The 18,929-nt window shown below is 65.8% G+C and carries 18 protein-coding genes and 1 pseudogene; 9 read left to right on the forward strand and 10 right to left on the reverse strand.

Features of this window, described 5'->3' with window-relative positions; all coding sequences use genetic code 11:
* Positions 1 to 149 precede the first annotated feature (149 nt).
* A complete protein-coding gene (locus tag ABZS43_RS26525) occupies positions 150 to 1,613 on the forward strand; it encodes an MDR family MFS transporter (RefSeq protein WP_355038678.1) in 1,464 nt (487 codons plus the stop codon).
* Positions 1,614 to 1,946: 333 nt separating this feature from the next.
* A complete protein-coding gene (locus ABZS43_RS26530; RefSeq protein ID WP_355038679.1) occupies positions 1,947 to 2,696 on the forward strand; it encodes a hypothetical protein in 750 nt (249 codons plus the stop codon).
* Between the two features lie 9 nt (positions 2,697 to 2,705).
* On the opposite strand, the gene ABZS43_RS26535 is transcribed toward ABZS43_RS26530, so the two are convergent.
* Positions 2,706 to 3,767, reverse strand: a complete 1,062-nt coding sequence (locus tag ABZS43_RS26535; protein ID WP_355038680.1) for a hypothetical protein — start codon at positions 3,765 to 3,767, stop codon at positions 2,706 to 2,708.
* A gap of 305 nt (positions 3,768 to 4,072) precedes the next feature.
* Between ABZS43_RS26535 and ABZS43_RS26540 the strand changes: the two genes are divergently transcribed.
* Positions 4,073 to 5,227 carry a LuxR C-terminal-related transcriptional regulator gene (locus ABZS43_RS26540; RefSeq protein ID WP_355038681.1) on the forward strand — a complete coding sequence of 385 codons (1,155 nt, stop codon included), beginning with the start codon at positions 4,073 to 4,075 and terminating at the stop codon, positions 5,225 to 5,227.
* Between the two features lie 153 nt (positions 5,228 to 5,380).
* Positions 5,381 to 5,497 (forward strand): annotated as a pseudogene (locus ABZS43_RS26545) (methylisocitrate lyase); the annotation flags it as partial.
* A 176-nt stretch (positions 5,498 to 5,673) separates the two neighbouring features.
* Here ABZS43_RS26545 and ABZS43_RS26550 read toward each other — a convergent pair.
* Positions 5,674 to 6,330 carry a hypothetical protein gene (locus tag ABZS43_RS26550; protein WP_355038682.1) on the reverse strand — a complete coding sequence of 219 codons (657 nt, stop codon included), beginning with the start codon at positions 6,328 to 6,330 and terminating at the stop codon, positions 5,674 to 5,676.
* 18 nt (positions 6,331 to 6,348) lie between these two features.
* Between ABZS43_RS26550 and ABZS43_RS26555 the strand changes: the two genes are divergently transcribed.
* Positions 6,349 to 6,615 carry a hypothetical protein gene (locus ABZS43_RS26555; RefSeq protein WP_355038683.1) on the forward strand — a complete coding sequence of 89 codons (267 nt, stop codon included), beginning with the start codon at positions 6,349 to 6,351 and terminating at the stop codon, positions 6,613 to 6,615.
* A gap of 135 nt (positions 6,616 to 6,750) precedes the next feature.
* On the opposite strand, the gene ABZS43_RS26560 is transcribed toward ABZS43_RS26555, so the two are convergent.
* From ABZS43_RS26560 to ABZS43_RS26570, 3 genes are all read right to left on the reverse strand, one after another.
* Positions 6,751 to 7,908, reverse strand: a complete 1,158-nt coding sequence (locus tag ABZS43_RS26560) for an NAD(P)/FAD-dependent oxidoreductase (RefSeq protein ID WP_355038684.1) — start codon at positions 7,906 to 7,908, stop codon at positions 6,751 to 6,753.
* A 591-nt stretch (positions 7,909 to 8,499) separates the two neighbouring features.
* Positions 8,500 to 9,297 (reverse strand): SDR family oxidoreductase, encoded by a 798-nt coding sequence (locus tag ABZS43_RS26565; protein ID WP_355038685.1) that lies wholly within the window; start codon positions 9,295 to 9,297, stop codon positions 8,500 to 8,502.
* Positions 9,298 to 9,378: 81 nt separating this feature from the next.
* Complete coding sequence (locus ABZS43_RS26570) at positions 9,379 to 9,822, reverse strand: TIGR03618 family F420-dependent PPOX class oxidoreductase (protein WP_355038686.1); 444 nt, start codon at positions 9,820 to 9,822, stop codon at positions 9,379 to 9,381.
* A 205-nt stretch (positions 9,823 to 10,027) separates the two neighbouring features.
* Here ABZS43_RS26570 and ABZS43_RS26575 point away from each other — a divergent pair, with 205 nt between their 5' ends.
* On the forward strand, positions 10,028 to 10,954 hold the full coding sequence (locus tag ABZS43_RS26575; RefSeq protein WP_355038687.1) for an alpha/beta hydrolase: 927 nt from the start codon (positions 10,028 to 10,030) through the stop codon (positions 10,952 to 10,954).
* 68 nt (positions 10,955 to 11,022) lie between these two features.
* On the opposite strand, the gene ABZS43_RS26580 is transcribed toward ABZS43_RS26575, so the two are convergent.
* The 3 genes from ABZS43_RS26580 to ABZS43_RS26590 all read right to left on the reverse strand — a co-directional run bounded on the left by ABZS43_RS26580 (position 11,023) and on the right by ABZS43_RS26590 (position 12,709).
* Positions 11,023 to 11,319 (reverse strand): ANTAR domain-containing protein, encoded by a 297-nt coding sequence (locus ABZS43_RS26580; protein ID WP_355038688.1) that lies wholly within the window; start codon positions 11,317 to 11,319, stop codon positions 11,023 to 11,025.
* Positions 11,320 to 11,447: 128 nt separating this feature from the next.
* On the reverse strand, positions 11,448 to 12,227 hold the full coding sequence (locus ABZS43_RS26585) for an SMP-30/gluconolactonase/LRE family protein (protein WP_355038689.1): 780 nt from the start codon (positions 12,225 to 12,227) through the stop codon (positions 11,448 to 11,450).
* Between the two features lie 68 nt (positions 12,228 to 12,295).
* Entirely contained in the window at positions 12,296 to 12,709 is a 414-nt protein-coding gene (locus ABZS43_RS26590) for a TIGR03668 family PPOX class F420-dependent oxidoreductase (RefSeq protein WP_355038690.1), read from the reverse strand.
* A 196-nt stretch (positions 12,710 to 12,905) separates the two neighbouring features.
* Here ABZS43_RS26590 and ABZS43_RS26595 point away from each other — a divergent pair, with 196 nt between their 5' ends.
* On the forward strand, positions 12,906 to 14,270 hold the full coding sequence (locus ABZS43_RS26595; protein ID WP_355038691.1) for a M20/M25/M40 family metallo-hydrolase: 1,365 nt from the start codon (positions 12,906 to 12,908) through the stop codon (positions 14,268 to 14,270).
* A gap of 46 nt (positions 14,271 to 14,316) precedes the next feature.
* A complete protein-coding gene (locus ABZS43_RS26600; protein WP_355038692.1) occupies positions 14,317 to 14,850 on the forward strand; it encodes a YbhB/YbcL family Raf kinase inhibitor-like protein in 534 nt (177 codons plus the stop codon).
* A gap of 56 nt (positions 14,851 to 14,906) precedes the next feature.
* Here ABZS43_RS26600 and ABZS43_RS26605 read toward each other — a convergent pair whose 3' ends face one another.
* Positions 14,907 to 16,739 carry a long-chain fatty acid--CoA ligase gene (locus tag ABZS43_RS26605; RefSeq protein WP_355038693.1) on the reverse strand — a complete coding sequence of 611 codons (1,833 nt, stop codon included), beginning with the start codon at positions 16,737 to 16,739 and terminating at the stop codon, positions 14,907 to 14,909.
* 1,471 nt (positions 16,740 to 18,210) lie between these two features.
* Complete coding sequence (locus ABZS43_RS26610; RefSeq protein WP_355038694.1) at positions 18,211 to 18,384, reverse strand: hypothetical protein; 174 nt, start codon at positions 18,382 to 18,384, stop codon at positions 18,211 to 18,213.
* Between ABZS43_RS26610 and ABZS43_RS26615 the strand changes: the two genes are divergently transcribed.
* Positions 18,383 to 18,742, forward strand: a complete 360-nt coding sequence (locus tag ABZS43_RS26615) for a hypothetical protein (RefSeq protein WP_355038695.1) — start codon at positions 18,383 to 18,385, stop codon at positions 18,740 to 18,742. The two genes, ABZS43_RS26610 and ABZS43_RS26615, sit on opposite strands and share 2 nt — an antisense overlap.
* Positions 18,743 to 18,929 lie beyond the last annotated feature (187 nt).

An 18,929-nucleotide genomic window follows, 5' to 3' on the forward strand; every position in this document is an offset into this window, starting at 1 on the left:
TTTGTCGGTGCCGCCCGGAATACTGGCCCGCGCCCGATGAGTTCGAGCAGCCGAGTCCGTCTCAACCACTGTGGCGGCCGGGACACGATCCGGCTACTCGGCAACGGGCCACACTTACCTGTCAGCGCCCCATACCCCGGAGGTATCCGATGTCCGCCGAACCATCCGCCTCAGCCTCGGGGGGACGGACACCGACCGTCATCCGGGTCCTGGTACTCGCGACCTTCGTGGTGATCCTGAACGAGACCATCATGATCAACGCGATCCCGCGGCTGATGGCGGATCTCGAGGTCACCGAGCGGGCGGCGCAATGGGTTTCCACCGCATTCATGTTGACCATGGCGGCTGTCATCCCGACTACCGGCTGGTTCCTGCAGCGGGTGTCGACCAGGCGGGCGTATCTGGTGGCGATGGGAGTGTTCATCACGGGCACCGCGCTCTCGGCCGTCGCTCCGACCTTCGCGGTACTGCTGATCGGACGGATCGTCCAGGCCGGTGGCACCGCGGTGATGATGCCGCTGCTGATGACCACCCTGATGACGGTTGTACCCGAACATGATCGCGGCCGGGTGATGGGTAACGTCACCCTGGCCATTTCGGTCGCGCCGGCGATGGGTCCGGTGATCTCCGGATTGGTGCTGCAGATCGGTTCGTGGCGTTGGCTTTTCGTGCTGGTGCTGCCGATCGCGGGGGTGATCGCCTGGCTGGGCATGCGCAGGCTGGAGAATGTCGGTGAACCGCAGGCGGGCGAGATCGACTGGGCCAGTGTGGTGCTGGCGGCGTTCGGCTTCGGTGGTCTCGTGTACGGGCTCAGCAAGTTCGAGACCGGCAACCTCACCGGTCCGGCGTTGATCATCGCCGCGGGTGCGGCCCTCATCGCCGCGTTCGTGTTCCGGCAGTTGCGGTTGCAGCGCACCGGCACGCCGCTGCTCGACCTGCGGGTCCTGTTGTCCGGCACCTACACGAAGGCGCTGGTTCTGATGTCGGTCGCGTTCATGGCGATGCTCGGGTCGATGATCCTGCTGCCGCTCTATCTGCAGAACCTGCGTGGCTTGAGCCCCTTGGAGACCGGCCTGCTGGTCATGCCGGGCGGGTTGGGGATGGGGCTGCTCGGACCGACCGTCGGACGTCTGTTCGACCGATTCGGCGGACGCGTGCTGGTGATTCCCGGGGCGATCGGAATCGCCGTGGCGCTGGCCGGGTTCACTCAGATCTCGATGGATATGCCGTACTGGCAGCTGCTGGCCCTGCATGTCGTGTTGATGGTGTCGATGGCGGTCACCTTCACGCCGGTCTTCACCCTCGGCCTCGGCGCGCTGCCGCAGCATCTGTACTCGCACGGCAGCTCCATGCTCGGCACCCTGCAACAGGTCGCCGCGGCCTTCGGAACCGCCCTGGTCGTGACCGTGATGTCGGCGCGCAGCACCGGCCTCGTCGCCGACGGCGCGGACGCCGTCGCCGCCCACCTCGACGGTATGCGCCTGGCCTTCCTCGTCTGTGCCGCTTTCGCGCTGATCGTGATCGTGGTGGCGGTGCTGCTTCCGAGCCGGGCGGCGGCCCCGGAAGGGTCCGACGAGTTCGAAGCGGTAGCTCCGGAACTGGCCAAGGGATGACTTCGATTCCGATGCATGGGTGACGGATCGCGCATCGAATGAACGCACCGAGCCGACACGGCTCGGTGCGTTCATTCGTCAGGGAGTAAATGGTTGCTCGCGCGCAACGCCCGATCATGGGGCGCGCGCGAACCGGAAATCAGTTTGCTGGGAATCTCTGCAATCGAGCTTATTCGAGGACATTGGCGGTTGCCCTGAAGTAGCCTTGAATTTGTGCACCACCGTACGGTTGCCGAATAAGGACTCCGCCGAATTCGTGCCGATGGCGCCGCGCCCGGGATTACCGCGTGGGCGCTCGATGCGGCTGTTGTCTGCGAAATCGAGGTGAAGACCATGAGTTACCGGACGGTGGCGATGGCGATCCTGATCGCTTCCGCTTCTTTCGGTGCCGTGCCGATGTCGGCGTCCGCGCAGTCGGACCCCGAGCCGGGCATGTCGCCGGATGGCGTGCCCCCACGCAGCGCGATATCCCTGCGCACCCCGATGGGGATCGAATGGGGTACGGCCAACGAGCACGAACCGCGCAGCGCGCTGTCGACGGCCAAGCTGTACCTGGCCGATTACGCCTTGCGCCACGGCGACGGCTCCGCGGAGGATCGCGCGTGCGCCGAACGGATGATCCGTTACTCCGACGACGCCGCCGCCGACACCGTCGCGGTGAAATATCCGCAAGCGATCGGGTCGACCGCCGCCGAATACGGTTTGGAACAGACACAATCCACCGGGCAGTGGGGTACCTCCACCACCAGCACCGCTGATCTCGCCGATTTCCTCACCGCTAAACAGACCACCGACCCGAATTCTCCGATTCTCGACTGGATGGCCACCGCGGCGCCGACCGCCGTCGACGGCACCGAGCAGAATTGGGGCACCGCCGCACTGCCCGGTGTTCAGGGCAGCAAATGGGGCTGGTCGGATATGCCGCCACAGGAGGTCGCCTCGGCGTCGTTCGGTCCCGGTTTCTCGGTGGCCGCGCATACCCGCGGCGGACCGGCCGAACAGACCGCGGATGTAATGGGCGCGCTCGAGGGAATCGTCACCGATATTCTCGGTGTCCCCGTCGTCGCGGTGCGGCAACCGTAGCCGACCGACTCAGGCGGTCTCACGCAGCGGTTCGTCGCGTCCACCGATCGTCAGCAGCGCGAGCGTCGGTTTCGGCGTCCAGTAGATCCGGCCGTTGTCGAATTCCTGGTAGGTCGCGGTGTCGTAGGCGATTTCGTCGGATATCGGCCAGCCGAGTGGGCCGTTCTCGAATCCGCTCCGGTTCCATCGCTCGCGGATTTCGCCGTGCACCAGGTACGTGGGACGGCCGTTGCGCCGGTAGAGTGCCCCGTTCTGGAAGCCCTGCACCTCGCCCCATTCTCGGTTCTCCGGGTCTCGGAGCGCAGTGTGGTCGGTGATCGGGTAGCCCAAGGGTCCGGCTTCCCATCCGGTTTCGGCGTATCGCTGGAACAGTGATATGGGGATCGGATGCGCGCCCGTGGACGGATGCCAGTAGATATACCCGTGCTCGAACTGAACGAACCGGCCGACGCCGTCGGCCGTTCGCATTTCCTGCCCGGTGCCCAGACGCTTGCCGAGCCAGGGAGATACGGCTGCCTTGCGATCGATATCCCCGGCCACCGGGACACCGCCGGCGAACTCTCGGACATGACTCTCGAAGACACTCCAGGGGAAGTTCCAGCCGACGTCGGTATGAGTGCCGATGCCGAGACATTCGGTGACGTATTTGTGGTCGGAGATACCGTCCCTTCGCGAATACGGCGGTGCGATCACATCACTGGCGAAACCGTATTTCTTCGCGTCCTGAACGGCCAGCCAGGCCGCTATCCGAAGGTCTGCCTCGATGACGAGCCATTCGTCGCGCGTCCAGGAGGCCCGGCTGCCCGCGAAGCAGAGATTGATCGTATTGCTGTTGGCGTCGAGGACCGACCACGACGCATAGTCGGTATCGACGACATCGCAGACGATCGCGTCCCGGAGCGTGTAGTGATACGAGACGCCGTTGTCGGGGTTGCCGAGGTAGGCCGCAAGCGATTCCGCGGTGCCGTTCCCTTCCTGGGTGTGCAGCAGGAAGTTGGTGATACGAGCTCCCCAGCGCTCCGAGCGCGAGTTTCCCATCCTGTCGAGTTCGGTGTATTCGGGGGCGTTCACGGTGTCTTCTCCTTGTGTCGCAGTGCGATCGAGGAACGACTGTCCGAACTCGGCGGCAGGGGTTGTCGTGGGCGGGGTTGATCCGGGAATCGAGGCCGACCGGCTGTAGCGAAGTGGTTGCTCTATCGAGTAGAGCAGGGCCGGCGACGCGGTTCCTCATCCGAACCGATGAGGACGCCGAATCCGTTGATGGCATGCGGGAGAGTAGAATCGGGTATCGGACTACTCGTGTGAAGTACTGCTCGAACATCTATGGTCAACCCGCCCGCTGTCAGCTGGTTCGATTGCGCCGCAGGACATTTCACATGACACTGACAATCGAGAGGTTCTCCGCGATCGTCGCGCTCATCAACCGCGCGGCGCTGCATTCCGGTGACTGGCCGCCCGCGGTGCGCGATATCGTCGCGGCGGTGGGCGGATACCACGGCGGCTTGGTCGTTTCCGGCGCGAGTAGGCGACGGATGACCGTCTGTTCACCCGGGGCGGACGACCTGCGCCGAAGTTACAACGCCGGATTCTGGCGTATCGATCCGTTCGCGCGGGCGCTCGAACGCGAACCCGCCGGTGTCATCACCACATGCGAGGAGTTGCTCGGCCCGCAATACCTGCGCAGGCATCCGTTCTTCGAGGGCTGGATGGTGCCGAACCGACTCGGCAACGGGATGCTCGCAGTGCTGAGCAGTGGCGGCGAGATGTCGTGGGTCGGGGTGTATCCCGACCGGGATCGAGATCTCGACCGAGTGCAGGCCGCGTCGGTACTGCGACTGCTGCTCCCGCATCTGCGGCAAGCGCTGACCGTCCAGTCCTGTCTGACGGACGTCAGGACCGAACGTGATCGAGCGATCGGTGTGCTCGACGTGCACCGGCACGGACTGGTGATCGTGTCGAGCGGCGGGGCGATCAGCTACGCGAACCCGTCGGCCCTGTCGATCCTGGAATCGCGCGACGGCCTCTGCAGGGGACGCAGCGGCCACCTCGAATCGTCGGACAATCGATCCGCGGCCGTGTTGCGCACCCTGATAGATTCGGCGATCCGAGCGGGTGGGCCGTGCGACGGCGGACGCACCCTCGTTCCCCGGCGCAGCGGCGCGGGCCAGTACGCACTGCTGGTGGCGCCGCTGAATCCGAAATCCGGGTGCCGTGAGGAGCGTTCGGCGTCGGCGCTCGTAGTCATCGTCGACCCGGGTGAGGCAATCACGGGAGGACCGAAGGCATTGCGGGAACTGTTCGGGTTGACCGCGGCCGAAGCGCGCGTCGCGGCGGCAGCGCTGCGCGGTGAGGGTCTGCGTTCGATCGCGGAGGAGCTGTCGGTTTCGGTGAACACCGTGCGCACACATCTGCAACACGCCTTCGAGAAGACAGGAACGCATCGGCAGGCCGAACTGGTTCGGGTGCTCACGACGATCCTCGCAGGCACCGGTCAGTTCGAGGGGACCGCGAATCAGCCGGGGACGCGCTGACTACCGGCACGGCGGATATCGGAAAGTGTCGCGGGTGTTCGCGACGGCGGGGCGCGAGCGTTCGCCCGACTCCGGAAGAATTGCCGCAGTTGAACTGCATGATCTCCGACGACGCCCTGGCTCGGGCGCCGAGACTTCCGAAGGATGTGTCCGATGACGGGTCTATTGGCTGCCGCCACCTCAGCCGCTGATAAGCGCGTCGCGTTTCGCGCGGGGCTGTCCTCCGGCCGGATTCAACGCTTGCCCGGTGCGTTCAATCCGTTGGTGGCGTTGTTCGCCGCCGAGGCCGGGCTACGGGAAATCTTTGCCGAGGGAACACAATCCGGGCTGCTGGATCGGATGCCGCCGGGCAGCAGGCTGAACGAGCTGCTCCAGTACGCGCGCTACAGCGAGTTCGATTCCGACATCGTCGATTTCTCCCTGGGAAGGAACCGGTGCTGACCGAGTCAGGATTCCGGCGCGGGCGGTGTCCTGACGGCGATTTCGCCACCCAGTTCGTAGCCGCCGGACAAACCCAGTCCGTCTCCGCTCCAGAATCGGCCCGGGTCGTACCAGTTGGGGCTTCGATGCTCCGGCAGCAATCCCATCGCCTGATATGTCGCCGCCACGATCTCCGCGCAGTACGCGCTCTCGAGTTCCCTGGCGGCCTTCTGACGCGTTGCGCGGCGCGGCAGGCGCGCCCGGCCGCGCAGCCAGCGTCCGGCCAGACCGGCGGTGGACGGGAACGGGGTTCCGTCGAGCCGGGCGATGGTGCGCAATACGCCGTCCTCCATCTCGCGGGTGGCCGGACGGTTCAACTGGCGCAACCACGCCTGCTGACCGTAGCGGTGCGCCCACACCAGCACCGCGTCGCGCAGATTGTGCAACTGGACGCCGCGATGCTCGGTTCCCGACCACATATCGGGCAGGGATCGGCCGAGTTCCGCGTGCCAGATCAGCGCGGGTAGATCGTCGATCACGACGGACATGCCGACATGGTTCACCGGACTGTTGGTCGTCATGCGGATCACCCGGTCGGCGGTCGAATGTCCACGGAAAAGCCAGATGTCGCCGGTTCTGGTGACCTCGAGCGCTCGATCGAGACTGATGCTCTTACCCGTCATGGCCGTAGCCTATGCGGTATGAGGTGGTGGAAGGCAGTGGGATTGGCGGGTGCGGCCGGTGTGGTGGCGACCGGTGTGGTGGTGGTGCGTGCGGAACGCCGCCGCCGGGCATATACGCCCGAGCAGGTCCGCGAACAATTGCACATGCGATTGGCACAGGCGGAGTCGGCCCAGGCGGAGTCGGCACAGGCGGAGTCGGCACAGGAAGTCGTCGAAGTCGCCGGCTCCGCGCCGGGCGACCGCCCCGATATCCGTGCGCGTATCCGACGTATTCTCCGGCGCTGACAGCGGCGTGCGGCGGCCGTCGACGATTGCCACGGGCGAGAAGGGCCGGAGGTCACCGCACTGACGCCCGTCGGAGGGCAACCGTCGTCCGGAGGAGGACCACGCGGATCGGTGCGTCACGCCGTTCGAGTCACATCATCGTGTGTCGATGGGCCAGAGTTTCCCGGTGGCTTCGGCCGACATTCTGGAATGGCTCACTGCCCGAAGGAAACTCGTCAGCACCCGGGTCACGAAGCCCGGCGGAAGTAGCCCGGCAGGCTTCATCGCGGACTCGCCGTGCGAGATCTGACGTGAGGTCACCCAGGAGACGGCGGCGACCTTGCGTCGCCGGGTCTTCCCGTACCAGCGCAGCGCCTCGGGCACGGTGCGCGGTGATGCCAGTGCCCGGCGCAGCACCATCGTGTCCAGCAGCGCCTGGTTGGTGCCCTGGGCGAGCGTGGGCGGCATCGTGTGGGCGGCATCGCCGAGCAGGGTGAATCGGCCCTGTCCCCATTCACGCGGTATCGGATGCCGGAAGTGGGGAAACGGCGACATGCTCAGGTCGTCGTTGGTCAACGCCGCCAGCACCCGGTCGACCGGCTGGGACCAGCCGGTGAAATGTGACCTGATGGTGTCGATGGGGGAGTCCGGTCGTACGAAACCCGGGGACCAGGGTAGATCGAACCACCACTGGAGGCTGCCATTACCTGCGGGCGACAGGCCGAGGTTTCCGCCTTTGTCGATGATGATCACCGCGACATCGCTGTCGGCGAGGTCAGGGAGCTCGACCAGCCCTTGCCAGCTGCACCAGCCGGTCGGAACCGCGTCCTGTGTGTTGAACGCCGCGCGCACCATCGAGTGTCGCCCATCCGCGCCGATCAACAGATCACCTTCGGCCGATGTACCGTCTGCGAAGTCGACTCGCACGCCGTCGGGAGTATTGGTCACGGCGACGGCACGAGCGTCGCAGCGGATACGACCGAGCGGCAAGTCGTCCATCAGTCGTTCCAGCAGTACCCGCCGCGGAACCATTCGGGTGGGCGCTCCCAATTCGGCGTTCAACGCCGTCACGTCGATAGCGGCGACGCGGCGACCGGTCGCGGTCGACACGTGCACCAGAGACAGGACCTGACCGGCTCCGGCCATGTCGACGCCGAGCTGGCTGAGCACCTTCGCGCCGTTGGGCCAGATGGTCACCGCTCCACCACTGGCTCGCACGGCCGACGCACGTTCGAACACGGTCACGTCGTGACCGTCGCGCAGCAGTCCGCGGGCGGCGGAGATGCCGCCGACGCCGGCGCCGACTATCAACACACGCCGGGCCGATGAAGTTCGGACGACACTATCTCGAGGCTGGTCGCCTGTATTCAACTTCCACCACCTCAACCGACGCGCGGGCAGTCCGATCAATTCACATGAACCACCAGCTGGACGTATTGGGTCAGTCCACCCCTGACCCCACTCGACTCGCCGCGAGCTACGCGCCGTGTCGACTCACTCATTCGATGGTCATCGATCAACCGGACGAAGATTCGCGGCGCAGGATGTCGCTGCTCGCGGGGCCCATTCGACCGTGGGGGTGGACACGATCGTCGTGGTCGGTATTGCGCAGATGTCCTGGTCGCGAAGCCGCGAAAGTTGCTCCGACATTTCGTTGAGCGAACCATCCGCGCCGTTCTCGACCGGCGAGCGTGAAACCCTGTCCCACCTGACCGGACGCCGCCGGTGCCAGCGACCTGCGAGGGTATCAGTTGACGACCAGAATCCGAACTCCGCGCCCGCGTCAACCCAACTCGATGACGTCAGAGCTCGCGATCGAACCAGACCTGGTCCCGAAGCGGGGGGTGCACGCCCGCTGGACACGCTTCCTGGAGGTGGCCGAGGATCTCGCCATCGGCCTGCTGGTCAGTAGAAGACCGGGCCGGGAACGCCGCCGCCTGCCGCGATGGCGTCGCCGGTGATGGCGATGCTACGTGGGGAGGCGAGGAAGGTGACCACATCGGCCACTTCGGACGCGTCGATGACGCGGTGCAGCGTGTTCTCGGCCAGCTCAGCTTCGAGTTCAGCGATCGTCTGCCCGGATTCCTCGGCGCGCGCCGCCAATCGCTGTGTGAGCCTTTCGGTTCTGGTCAGGCCGGGATGGACGACCGTCACGTTGACGCCCTTCGGGCCGAGTTCGTCGGCGAGGTTCTTGGTCAGTGCGGAGACGCTGATATTGCGGATCGTCTGGGCGATCGAATTGGCTTGGCGGGCACCGAGTCCGCTGATGTTGATGATGCGGCCCCAGCCCTGCTCGAGCAGGTGGGGTGCGACGGCACGCGCGGTGCGCAGATATCCGAGCACTTTGATCTCGACCTCACGACGAACGATATCGTCGCTGGTGGCGGCCAGATCGGTGCTCGGACCAGCGCTCCACGGCGTCGCGGCGGAATTCACCAGGATGTCGACGCCGCCCAGTTCGGCGACGGTGCGCTGGACCAGCGCCTGGACCTGGTCGTCGGCACCGGTGTCGGTCGGTATCGCGATCACCCGCCGGCCCGTCTCCTCGGATATCGCGCGCGCCGTGGCTTCGAGCTGTACGGCGTCGCGCGCCGCGATCACCACGTCGACGCCTTCGAGCGCGAGCCCGCGCGCGACCGCCGCTCCGATACCGCGGCTGCCACCGGTGACGATCGCCCGTTTTCGGTCCAGATTCAGATTCACCCGCACCACGGTAATGAGCGTGTCGGCGCGGGTGACCCCTCCCGATCGGTTTGATCCGAATTCCTGGCCCGTCGGAGCAGGTCAGCCGTTGCCGTAGACGCGGTCAGGCGCGACCAGAACGACCGCGCGACGTTCGGCGGCCATGACCCTGTCGTACTCGTCCCAATTCTCGTGCGTGCCGCCTGCCGCGCTGAACACCTCACGGAGCAGAATCCGCAGCCGTTCGGCATCGAACGCGGGCGCCGGATCGTCGGGACCGATGATCGATACCGGTCCCTCGACGGCGGCCCATTCCCAGCCGACGCGGACCACGACCGTCATCCGTGGCCGGTCGCGGAGATTGTCCAGCTTGCGGGTGCCTCCGTGCACCACCATGGCGACCACATCGGCACCGGTATCGGGGTGTTTCAGCACGCCCGCGTTGACCAGGGACGATTGGATCGTGCTGTCCGCACGCAGGGTCGAGACGACGCACAGCCCGTGGTCGCCTGCGATCAGCCGCGTGAAGTCCGCGAGGTCGGTCACGTCGGCAGTCTAACCAGCGTGGGGGAGGGAATCGGGCGAACTCACCCGACGGTCGTCGTCGCGGGGGGAACGCACCGCGGACTTCACCCTCGCTCGCCCTGATTGTCCGTATCGCGGACGAGGTGTGATCCGCCGGTGCCCGGGTATCCCCGCCTCGATCGGAGTCCGGTAGTCCAGGGCTGCGCCATGATGAAGGGTCTGACCGATGAGTTTCGCGATGAGGATGGCGAGCCTGTACATGCAGCGGGTATCCAAACCTCTGATGTCAACGGCGCAACGAGCGCGGGCGCAGATCGCCGCGCCGAAGGAATCCGGGACGCCGCCGCGAAAGCTGCGCAACCGCCATGCGGTCCGCATGCGACGGTTCGGCGAATTCGCCTGTTACAGCGTGCTACCCGGGGCCGGTCCGGCCGCGCATCTGGTGATCTACGTCCACGGCGGCGGCTACTACCGTGAGATCGCCCGTCCGCATTGGACTTTGATCTCGCGTCTGGCCGACGCGGGTGTAGCCGTGGAAGCGCCGCTCTACGGCCTCGCGCCCCGGTACTCCTACCGCGACGCCTATGGGATGCTCACCGCCGTCTATGAGCGCGCGCTGTCCGAGCATCCCGCCGCCGCGGTCACCATCATCGGCGATTCCGCCGGTGGCGGTCTGGCCCTCGGCTTCGCCCAGACCCTCGCCGAGCGCGAGCTACCCGCCCCCGACCGGCTGATACTCATCTCGCCGTGGCTCGACCTGACGATGTCCGAAAACAGCGGAATCTACGATCCGTGGCTCAGCCGCGTCGGGCTCGTCGAAGCGGGCCGGGCCTGGGCGCATGGCACGGATATGGCAGACCCACTGCTGAGCCCGATCAACGGCCCGCTGTCCGGTCTGCCGCCGACCCACGTCTATATCGGTACAAGGGATCTGCTCTACCCTGATGTCCTTCGCTTCCGCGATCTCGCCGCCGAAGCCGGCGCCGACGTGCGGGTCACCGTCTGCCGCAACGCGATCCACGTGTACCCGCTGGTGGCCGCACCGGAAGGCCGCGCCGCGACAGCGGCGATCATCGGCGAGGTCACCGCGACGACGCGCTCGGCGACCGTCTCGACCATCTCGCGGATCGAGCGTCGCGACGCTGCCGGGTGATCACGTACCCGAGCGAGGGTGCGCGGGTCGACCACAGCGCCCACCCGATCGACAGTGGGGGCGCCTACTCAGCGGGCTCGGCCCGCTCCGTGCGCATCCGGAACCAGCAGGATTCGGTTGAGTTGCACCCGTGTCTGCCACAGTGCGGGCGAATCGGACAGGGTGGGCAGGCAGGTCGCGATCCGTTCGGCCAACTGCGCCGCGCTGATATTGCTGTCCTGCGCACAGGTGCGCAGCAAGGCGAATGCCTGCTCGGCGGTGATCCCGTACACCAGCATGAGTACACCGTTCACCTGCTCGATGACCTCGCGCGAGTCGTCGGACTCGTTCGGTCGCGCGGTCGGCTCGGTGCTGTTCTCCTCCACTTCACGGCTGTACCCAGATTTCGCCGAGATACCCCTCGGCCTCCTCTCGGCGCGGCCGATGCGCTCGCGAAGTGATCAGTCGAATGGACTTGGAGCACAGGCATATTCGCCTGCCTACGATGCCGGGATCAGTGCACCGGAATGCGGGCCATGGCCACGGCGTGTCCGCGGACGCCCACCGACGTGCTGAGCAGTCGGGAAGCGGTGGTGATGTAGAGGACCTCACCGTCGAACGCCACCGAGGAGACGAATCCGTCGGGCACATCGATCATCGTGTCGAGTGTGCCGTCAGGGGTGAAGCGCGCGACGGCGCTCCCGCTGCCGAGGGCGACCCACACGCCGCCTTCGACGTCGACGGCCAGTCCGTCGCATTCTCCGGTCGGTGCGGTGGCGAAGACCCTCGTGCGGCCCTGCTGTACCGCGAGTACCCGCCGCTCCGCGTATTCGCACACGTAGAGGGTTTGTTCGTCCGGCGCGAAGCCGAGCCCGTTGGGCCACCGGATATCGGACGCCGCGACGGTCACGATGCCACCGGGATCGATTCTCACGACTTCGCTCGGCACCGCCGATTCCCCTTGCTGCGGGCGGTGCCGCAGGACGCCGACGTAGACGGAACCATCAGCCGCGACGGTCAGATCGTTGAACCCGGTGGCACCGTCGATCGAGAGGAGCGTGTGCTGTCGGTCGCCATCGGCGAAGGCGAGGTCGCGGCCGGTCATCACGAGGCCGCCCTCGGCGTGCGATGCCAGTCCGCCGACGCCACGCCGACGATCGACCACGATGTCGGTCTCGCCGCCGCGGTGCCGAAAGATCCCGCCGCCGGTCACGTTCGAGAAGACGACGCTGCCATCGGATTCCACCAGTGGCGCCTCGAGCAAGCCGTCGGTCGAGTACAACTGCCTCAGCACGTCCGCTCCTCTGTACTCGACCGAGCCTCTACCGCGTTCGGCCCGAATCGTACCCACCGCAGACGACATCAGCTCGCGGCCCACCCGGTCCATCGGGTGACTCGGATGATCACGACGGGCCCAGGCGGGGGGTGGGTGATGTACTGGGGGTAGCGGGCGGCCAGCAGGGGGAGGGCGTGCTCCGATTCGGCGGCGTCGGCGAGGCGGGCGGAGCCGTCGGCGCGGACCCACCACAGGCGGGTCCAGTCGTCGGCGTAGTGGTCGGCGAGGAGCGCGACGGCGGGGTTGGCGGCGATATTGGCCAGTCGGCGCAGCGCCGTGGTGGATTTGGGTTTGGCGTCGACCGCCGTGTAGACGATATCGTCGGACACCGCGAACACGATCGGCACGATATGCGGGGTCAGGTCGGGGGAGACCGTCGCGAGCCGGGCGACGCGCTCGCCCGCGAAAAGCTCCCGCGCCCGTACCGTGTTCAGCCGCATCGCACCTCCTCGTCTCGATCACCGATGACCATGCGCCGCTCGGCCTCGTTCGGCAACTCGCCTCGCTGTCGCGGACATTGCGATCAGGGTGATGTTGGCGCGCGGCTACGGGAATCGGCACGCCGACGCCGCGTACCCGATGGCATCACGGGTGGGGTGGTGTCACGTGCTCGCCCGCAGTGGTAGGAAAGGGGGCGTGTCGGTTACTGGCGAAGGATCGGGTCGGATCAGCAGCAGGTCGCGCGCGGTGGACGAGGTTGTGGAGTTGGTCAGCACGCTGATCAAGTTCGACACCTCCAACACCGGGGATCTGGCGACGACCAAGGGGGAGCGCGAATGCGCGGAATGGATCGCTGAGCAACTGCAGCAGGTTGGCTACACCACCGAGTACTTGGAGTCGGGTGCGCCCGGTCGCGGAAATGTGTTCGCGCGGCTGAAGGGCGCCGATTCCAGCCGGGGCGCGCTGATGATGCACGGTCACCTGGACGTGGTGCCCGCGGAGGCCTCGGATTGGAGTGTGCACCCGTTCTCGGGGGCGGTCCGCGACGGGTATGTGTGGGGGCGCGGCGCGATCGATATGAAGGATATGGTCGGCATGATGCTGGCCATCGCGCGCCAGTTCAAGGTCGAGGGCACGGTACCCCCGCGCGATATCGTCTTCGCGTTCCTCGCGGATGAGGAGAACGGCGGCAGATGGGGTTCGCAGTGGTTGGTCGACAACCGTCCCGACGTGTTCGATGGAGTCACCGAAGCGGTCGGTGAGGTCGGCGGGTTCTCGCTGACGGTGCCTCGCCCCGACGGTAGCGTGCGCAGGCTCTACCTGGTGGAGACCGCCGAGAAGGGGCTCGGTTGGATGCGCCTGCGGGCCAAGGCCCGTGCGGGTCACGGCTCGTTCCTGCACGAGGACAACGCGGTGACCATTCTGGCCGCCGCGGTGGCGCGACTCGGCAAACACACCTTCCCGCTGGTGCTTTCGGATTCGGTGGCCGAATTCCTGACCGCGGTCGCCGAGGAGACCGGACTGGAATTCGATCCGCACAGTCCCGATATCGAGGGCCAGTTGGCGAAGCTCGGCACCATATCCCGCATCATCGGGGCGACCCTGCGCGACACCGCGAATCCGACCATGCTGCAGGCCGGTTACAAGGCGAACGTCATTCCGCAGACAGCCGAGGCGGTCGTCGACTGCCGCGTGGTGCCGGGACGGCAGGCGGCGTTCGAGCGCGAGGTGGACGAATTGATCGGTCCCGATGTCGAACGCGAATGGATCACCGAACTCGATTCCTACGAAACGACATTCGACGGTCACCTGGTCGACGCGATGAACGCCGCCATCCTCGCGAACGATCCGCAGGGGCGCACGGTGCCCTATATGCTGTCGGGCGGCACCGACGCGAAAGCGTTCGCCCGCTTGGGCATTCGCTGCTTCGGATTCGCGCCGCTGCAGCTGCCGCCCGAATTGGATTTCAGCGCGCTGTTCCACGGCGTCGATGAACGAGTCCCGGTCGACGCCCTCGAATTCGGTACGCGGGTGCTCGAACACTTCCTGCTCAATAGCTGAACCCGACCCGCACTTCTCCGACAACCGACGATCCGGAAGAGAGACGATGACCTACAACCCCTACGAGGCACTCCCGCAGGTTCCGAGTTTCACCCTGACCTCCGAGAATGTGACCGACGGTAGCCCGCTGCACAACGATCAGGTCAGCGGTGTCTTCGGTGCGGGTGGCAAGGATATCTCGCCCCAACTGTCCTGGTCCGGATTCCCCGAGGGCACAAAGAGTTTCGCGGTTACCGTCTACGATCCCGATGCGCCGACGGCGTCGGGCTTCTGGCATTGGGCCGTGGCCGACATTCCGGCGAATGTCACCTCGCTGCCCGCCGGAGCGGGCTCCGGCTCCGAGGGCGGCGCGCTGCCCACCGGCGCGATCACGCTGAACAACGACGGAGGTTTCGCCGGATATGTCGGCGCGGCCCCGCCGCCTGGACACGGCCCGCACCGCTATTTCATCGTCGTCCACGCGGTCGACGTGGACAGTCTGGGTATCGAGTCGACGGCGACGCCCGCCTACCTCGGCTTCAACCTGTTCTCCCACACCCTGGCCCGCGCGGTCCTGGTAGCCACCTACGAACAGAAGTAGTAGACGAAAAGGACCGTGGCCCCGAACGCTCGGGGCCACGGTCCTTTGTCGTGAACTCAGACGTTGATGACGGTGTCCGGCAACGGATCGGTGTAGAGCGCGGCGATCTCCTCGGCGTATTTCGCCGCGATCGGGTTGCGCTTGAGTTTCATGGTCGGGGTCAGCTCGTCGCCGCCCGGCTCCCACGGCTTCCCGACGATGGTGAACCGCTTGATCTGCTCGACCCGCGACAGCTTCTTGTTGCCCGCGACCACCGCGGCGAGAATCTCGTCGATGATCTCCTTGCGGGTGGCAAGCGCGGTCGGATCGTCGGCGGGAACGTCCAATTCCTTGGCGCGCAGAGCCGCGGTGTCCGGGTCGAGCACGATGAGCGCGGAAATGTAGGGCTTGGCCTCACCGATCGCGACCACCTGGCTGACCAGCGAAGAGCCCGCCTTCACCGCGTTCTCGATATTGGTCGGGGAGATGTTCTTCCCCGCCTCGTTGATGATCAGTTCCTTCTTGCGGTCCACGATGCGCACGTAGCCATCCGCGTCGATGGTCGCGACATCGCCGGTCGCGAGCCAGCCGTCGGAGTCGAGCGCCTCCTTGGTCTTATCGGGCTGTTTGCGGTAACCCGGGGTGACGATCGCGCCGCGTACCAGCAGTTCGCCGTCCGCGGCGAGTCTGATCTCCAGCCCATCGACGGGTCGGCCGACCGAACCCGGCCGCGGTTTGTCCAATTCGGTGTAGGTCCCGACGCCGGTGGTCTCCGACATGCCCCACACCTCGCTCACGGTGAGGCCGAGTCCGAGGAAGTACTCGAGGGTCTCCGCCGGAATCGCGGCCGCGCCGGAAGACGCCACGCGCAGATTCTGCAGTCCGAGCGCGTGCCGCAGCTTGGACAGCACGAGCGCGTCCGCGATCTTGTACTGCAGGCCCAGCACCGGCCCACGGCGCTTACCCGCCAGATCCGAGCGAGCGGCCGCGATACCGGTTTCGATCGCCCACTTCGCGAGTGCCTTCTTCACCGGACTCGCCTCGGTGGACAGCTTGCCGTCGATTCCGGCCTTGATCTTCTGCCATACGCGCGGCACACCGAAGAAGATGGTCGGCTGCGCGTCCGGCAGTGCCGCGGCGATTTCGCGCGGGTCGGGCACGCTGGTGATCAGAATTCCGGTGAGCAGGCTGATCGCGTGCCCGGAGATGCGGTCGGCGACATGTGCGGCGGGCAGATAGGAGATGGCCCGGTCGTCGAAACCGGCCGAGAGTGGACCTTTGACCAGCGCGATGATCTGGGCGATCACATTGCGATGGGTGATCTCGACGCCCTTGGACGGGCCGGTCGTGCCCGAGGTGTAGATCAGGGTCGCCAGATCGTCGGGCGTCACCGCCTGCCAGGCCGCGGCGAAATCGAAGTCCGCGACCGGGGTGGTCTCGACATCGGCGAGTGACACCGTTCCTTCGGCCTGGCCGTCCACCAGCACGATGTGCTCGATGGACGACACGCCCGCGGCCTTGATGGCGTCGAGGAACGCGCTCTCGGTGATGACGACCTTGTTCTCCGCATTGGTGAACAGGTGGGTGATCTGCTCCGGGGAGCTGGTGTTGTAGATCGAGAACGGCGTCGCGCCCAGATGCAGTGCGGCGGTGTCGACCAGGTTGAATTCGGGCCGGTTGGTGAGCATGATGCCGACCGTGTCGCCGTGCCCGACGCCCAGTGCGGACAGTCCGGCCGCGAGCGCTTCGACGCGCTGCGCGTACTGCTGCCAGGTGATCTCGAGCGTGCCGCCGACCGTGCGCAACGCGACCTGATCGGGCCGCAACTTCACGGTCTCCTGGAATGCCTCGGGCACGGTATACACCGTCTTGCCGGACTCGTGTGCGAAACCGATTTCTGTTGTGCTCATCTTCCCTGTTCCCGATAACTCTGTCGTAGACCGATCTCGATGCGCCCGCAGTACCGCTGCTGGTGGACCCGCGACCACGACAGAATGTGGCGTTGCGTATGTCATCGTCTCGCGGGTCGGCGCGTCATCGAGTGGCGCGGCTCACTTATCGTAGCCAGAGAAGTGTGTTCAGGGTGTCCGTTTCTCGCGAACCAGCGGCCGGAAGTACGTAGGCGGACCGGAGATCGCGGTGAATCGGCGGTGAATCGACCGCGACCATGGGCGTCGCGCCCTCCGCATCGAAGCTCGCATCACCGAGGCCCGGAGCTCGTCTGCGAGATGCAACAGATCGCGATCTTTTCGGGGCGATCTTCGGCCGGACATGGAACGGTCTGCTTTCGACGGATGTGAATGCCCGCACGATCGTCATGTGTCGCTATGCATCCCGTGACCGCATCGACCTGCGGGCGAGAAGTTCAGCCGACTTCGGATGCACCCCTCGACTCGGGCGTATGCGCTCCAACAATTCGCAGAGAGTGACTCGAGGATAGACTCATCGACTTCCACGGCGAATTCGCTCCCAGCCACGCCGATATATATACCGATCCCGGGCGTATCAGGCTTTTGGAGAACGAGCGCGAAAATATTCTTGCTTTCGCTGCTTGCTGAGTCGCGCGAGGACGTTCCGCACGGCGACAGTTGCGGAGTCCTGGGTCGCCATAGGTCGATCTGTTCCTCCCCGGGGCGAATCTTTCGATCGGTGTGCACGCCTACGATATGCGGTATTGGCCTATTTATCCAGGCTATTGACGGTGAAAAGAGTAGGTGGTTGATGCCAATTGGCATAGTTGAGATGTCAATTGGCAATCAGGTAGTGGCGATTGTCCGGGGAACCAGCCACACTGGTGTCATCGGAACATCGCCCACCAGCAGCTAGGGAGGGTCTGGTGATCGGAATGAATCTTGTGAAGCGGCGTATTCGGCGGCGTGGACAGCACCGCCCCGGCAGCGAAGCGGAGTCGAACTTCCCACGTTGAGCGAATCACCGGCCGACGAGCCGAACCGATCGGCCTCGGTCCTCGCCCACGGCGCTTCCCGTGCCGTCGATCGTCCGGCCTGTTTCCTGACCACTTCGGATCGGCCCGGACGGGCAGAAGGTTATCACCGGCCGGAAAGCGTTGTCGGCGTAATTGTTCGAACAACGATCCAGCCGCGATCCGCGCGACGCACGACCGTTTCGCGGACTTCGGAACGGCAGCGGTGACCCACCACCTACCGCAAGGGCCGGAATATCGGGCTTCCCCGACGGTGGTCCGCCGTGCGAACCGACGTCGTTCACACGAGCCGCCGCAGAGCGAATCACGGTGCACTCGGAACGGCCTCGCACGTGCGGATGCTCGATAGGAGCAATTCGTGACCATATTCGATATCGCCGAGCATTCGGCGCACCGCGTCCGCCGAGAAATGGCTCGAATCGTGGCGGCTGAGCTGGTTACCGGATCGCCTGCTCACTCGCGAGCAGGTACTTGCGGGGATGGATCTCGCCGAGATCGTCAGCACCCAGTCGAACCGGCACGAACACGCCGCATTTCTGCGGGCAGTCCACACCGCCGGTCAACTCGGAATTCCGTGGGAGCAGTTGGAGCTGTAATGCCGGAGCCAACATGACGATACACGCGACCACCTGGATGATGACCAGCGATCGCTCACCTGAATACGCGTGCCGGGAACCCCCTCCCGCCCATCGGATCTGGTGCCTGAGCTGGCTGCCGGATCTGTTTCTGCTCCGTGAGCAGGCGCTTGCGGGTATGGAACTCGATGAACTGCTCAGTGATCCCGATCTGATCCACGACGGTATCGCGCATGCGGCCATCGCCGATCGCGCCGATGTTCTCGGCATCGACTGGGAGCACGCGGCGGTTCTGCTGTATCGACGGATAGTCGCTCGCGAGCTCGAGGATTGGAATACTTGTGTGTCTCGAATTGTGCAGAGCGCGAGTCGAATACCGCATGACCACGAATGAAGGCGTCGGCTCGGGTCTTTCGAGCCGATCATCGCCGCCCTCGCGTGGCGCGGCCGTCGGGCTCGAGGCAGGGTCGGGCCCGTCGCCCCCCGTGCGCAATCGTCGAGGATCCGTTTGCCGCTGCGGTCCTGGCCGATAGTAAGCGCTGGTGAGAATGTCGCGGACCACGACCAAGGCCGTGTCACGC

Source organism: Nocardia sp. NPDC005366, from assembly GCF_040606855.1.
Lineage (GTDB): Bacteria > Actinomycetota > Actinomycetes > Mycobacteriales > Mycobacteriaceae > Nocardia.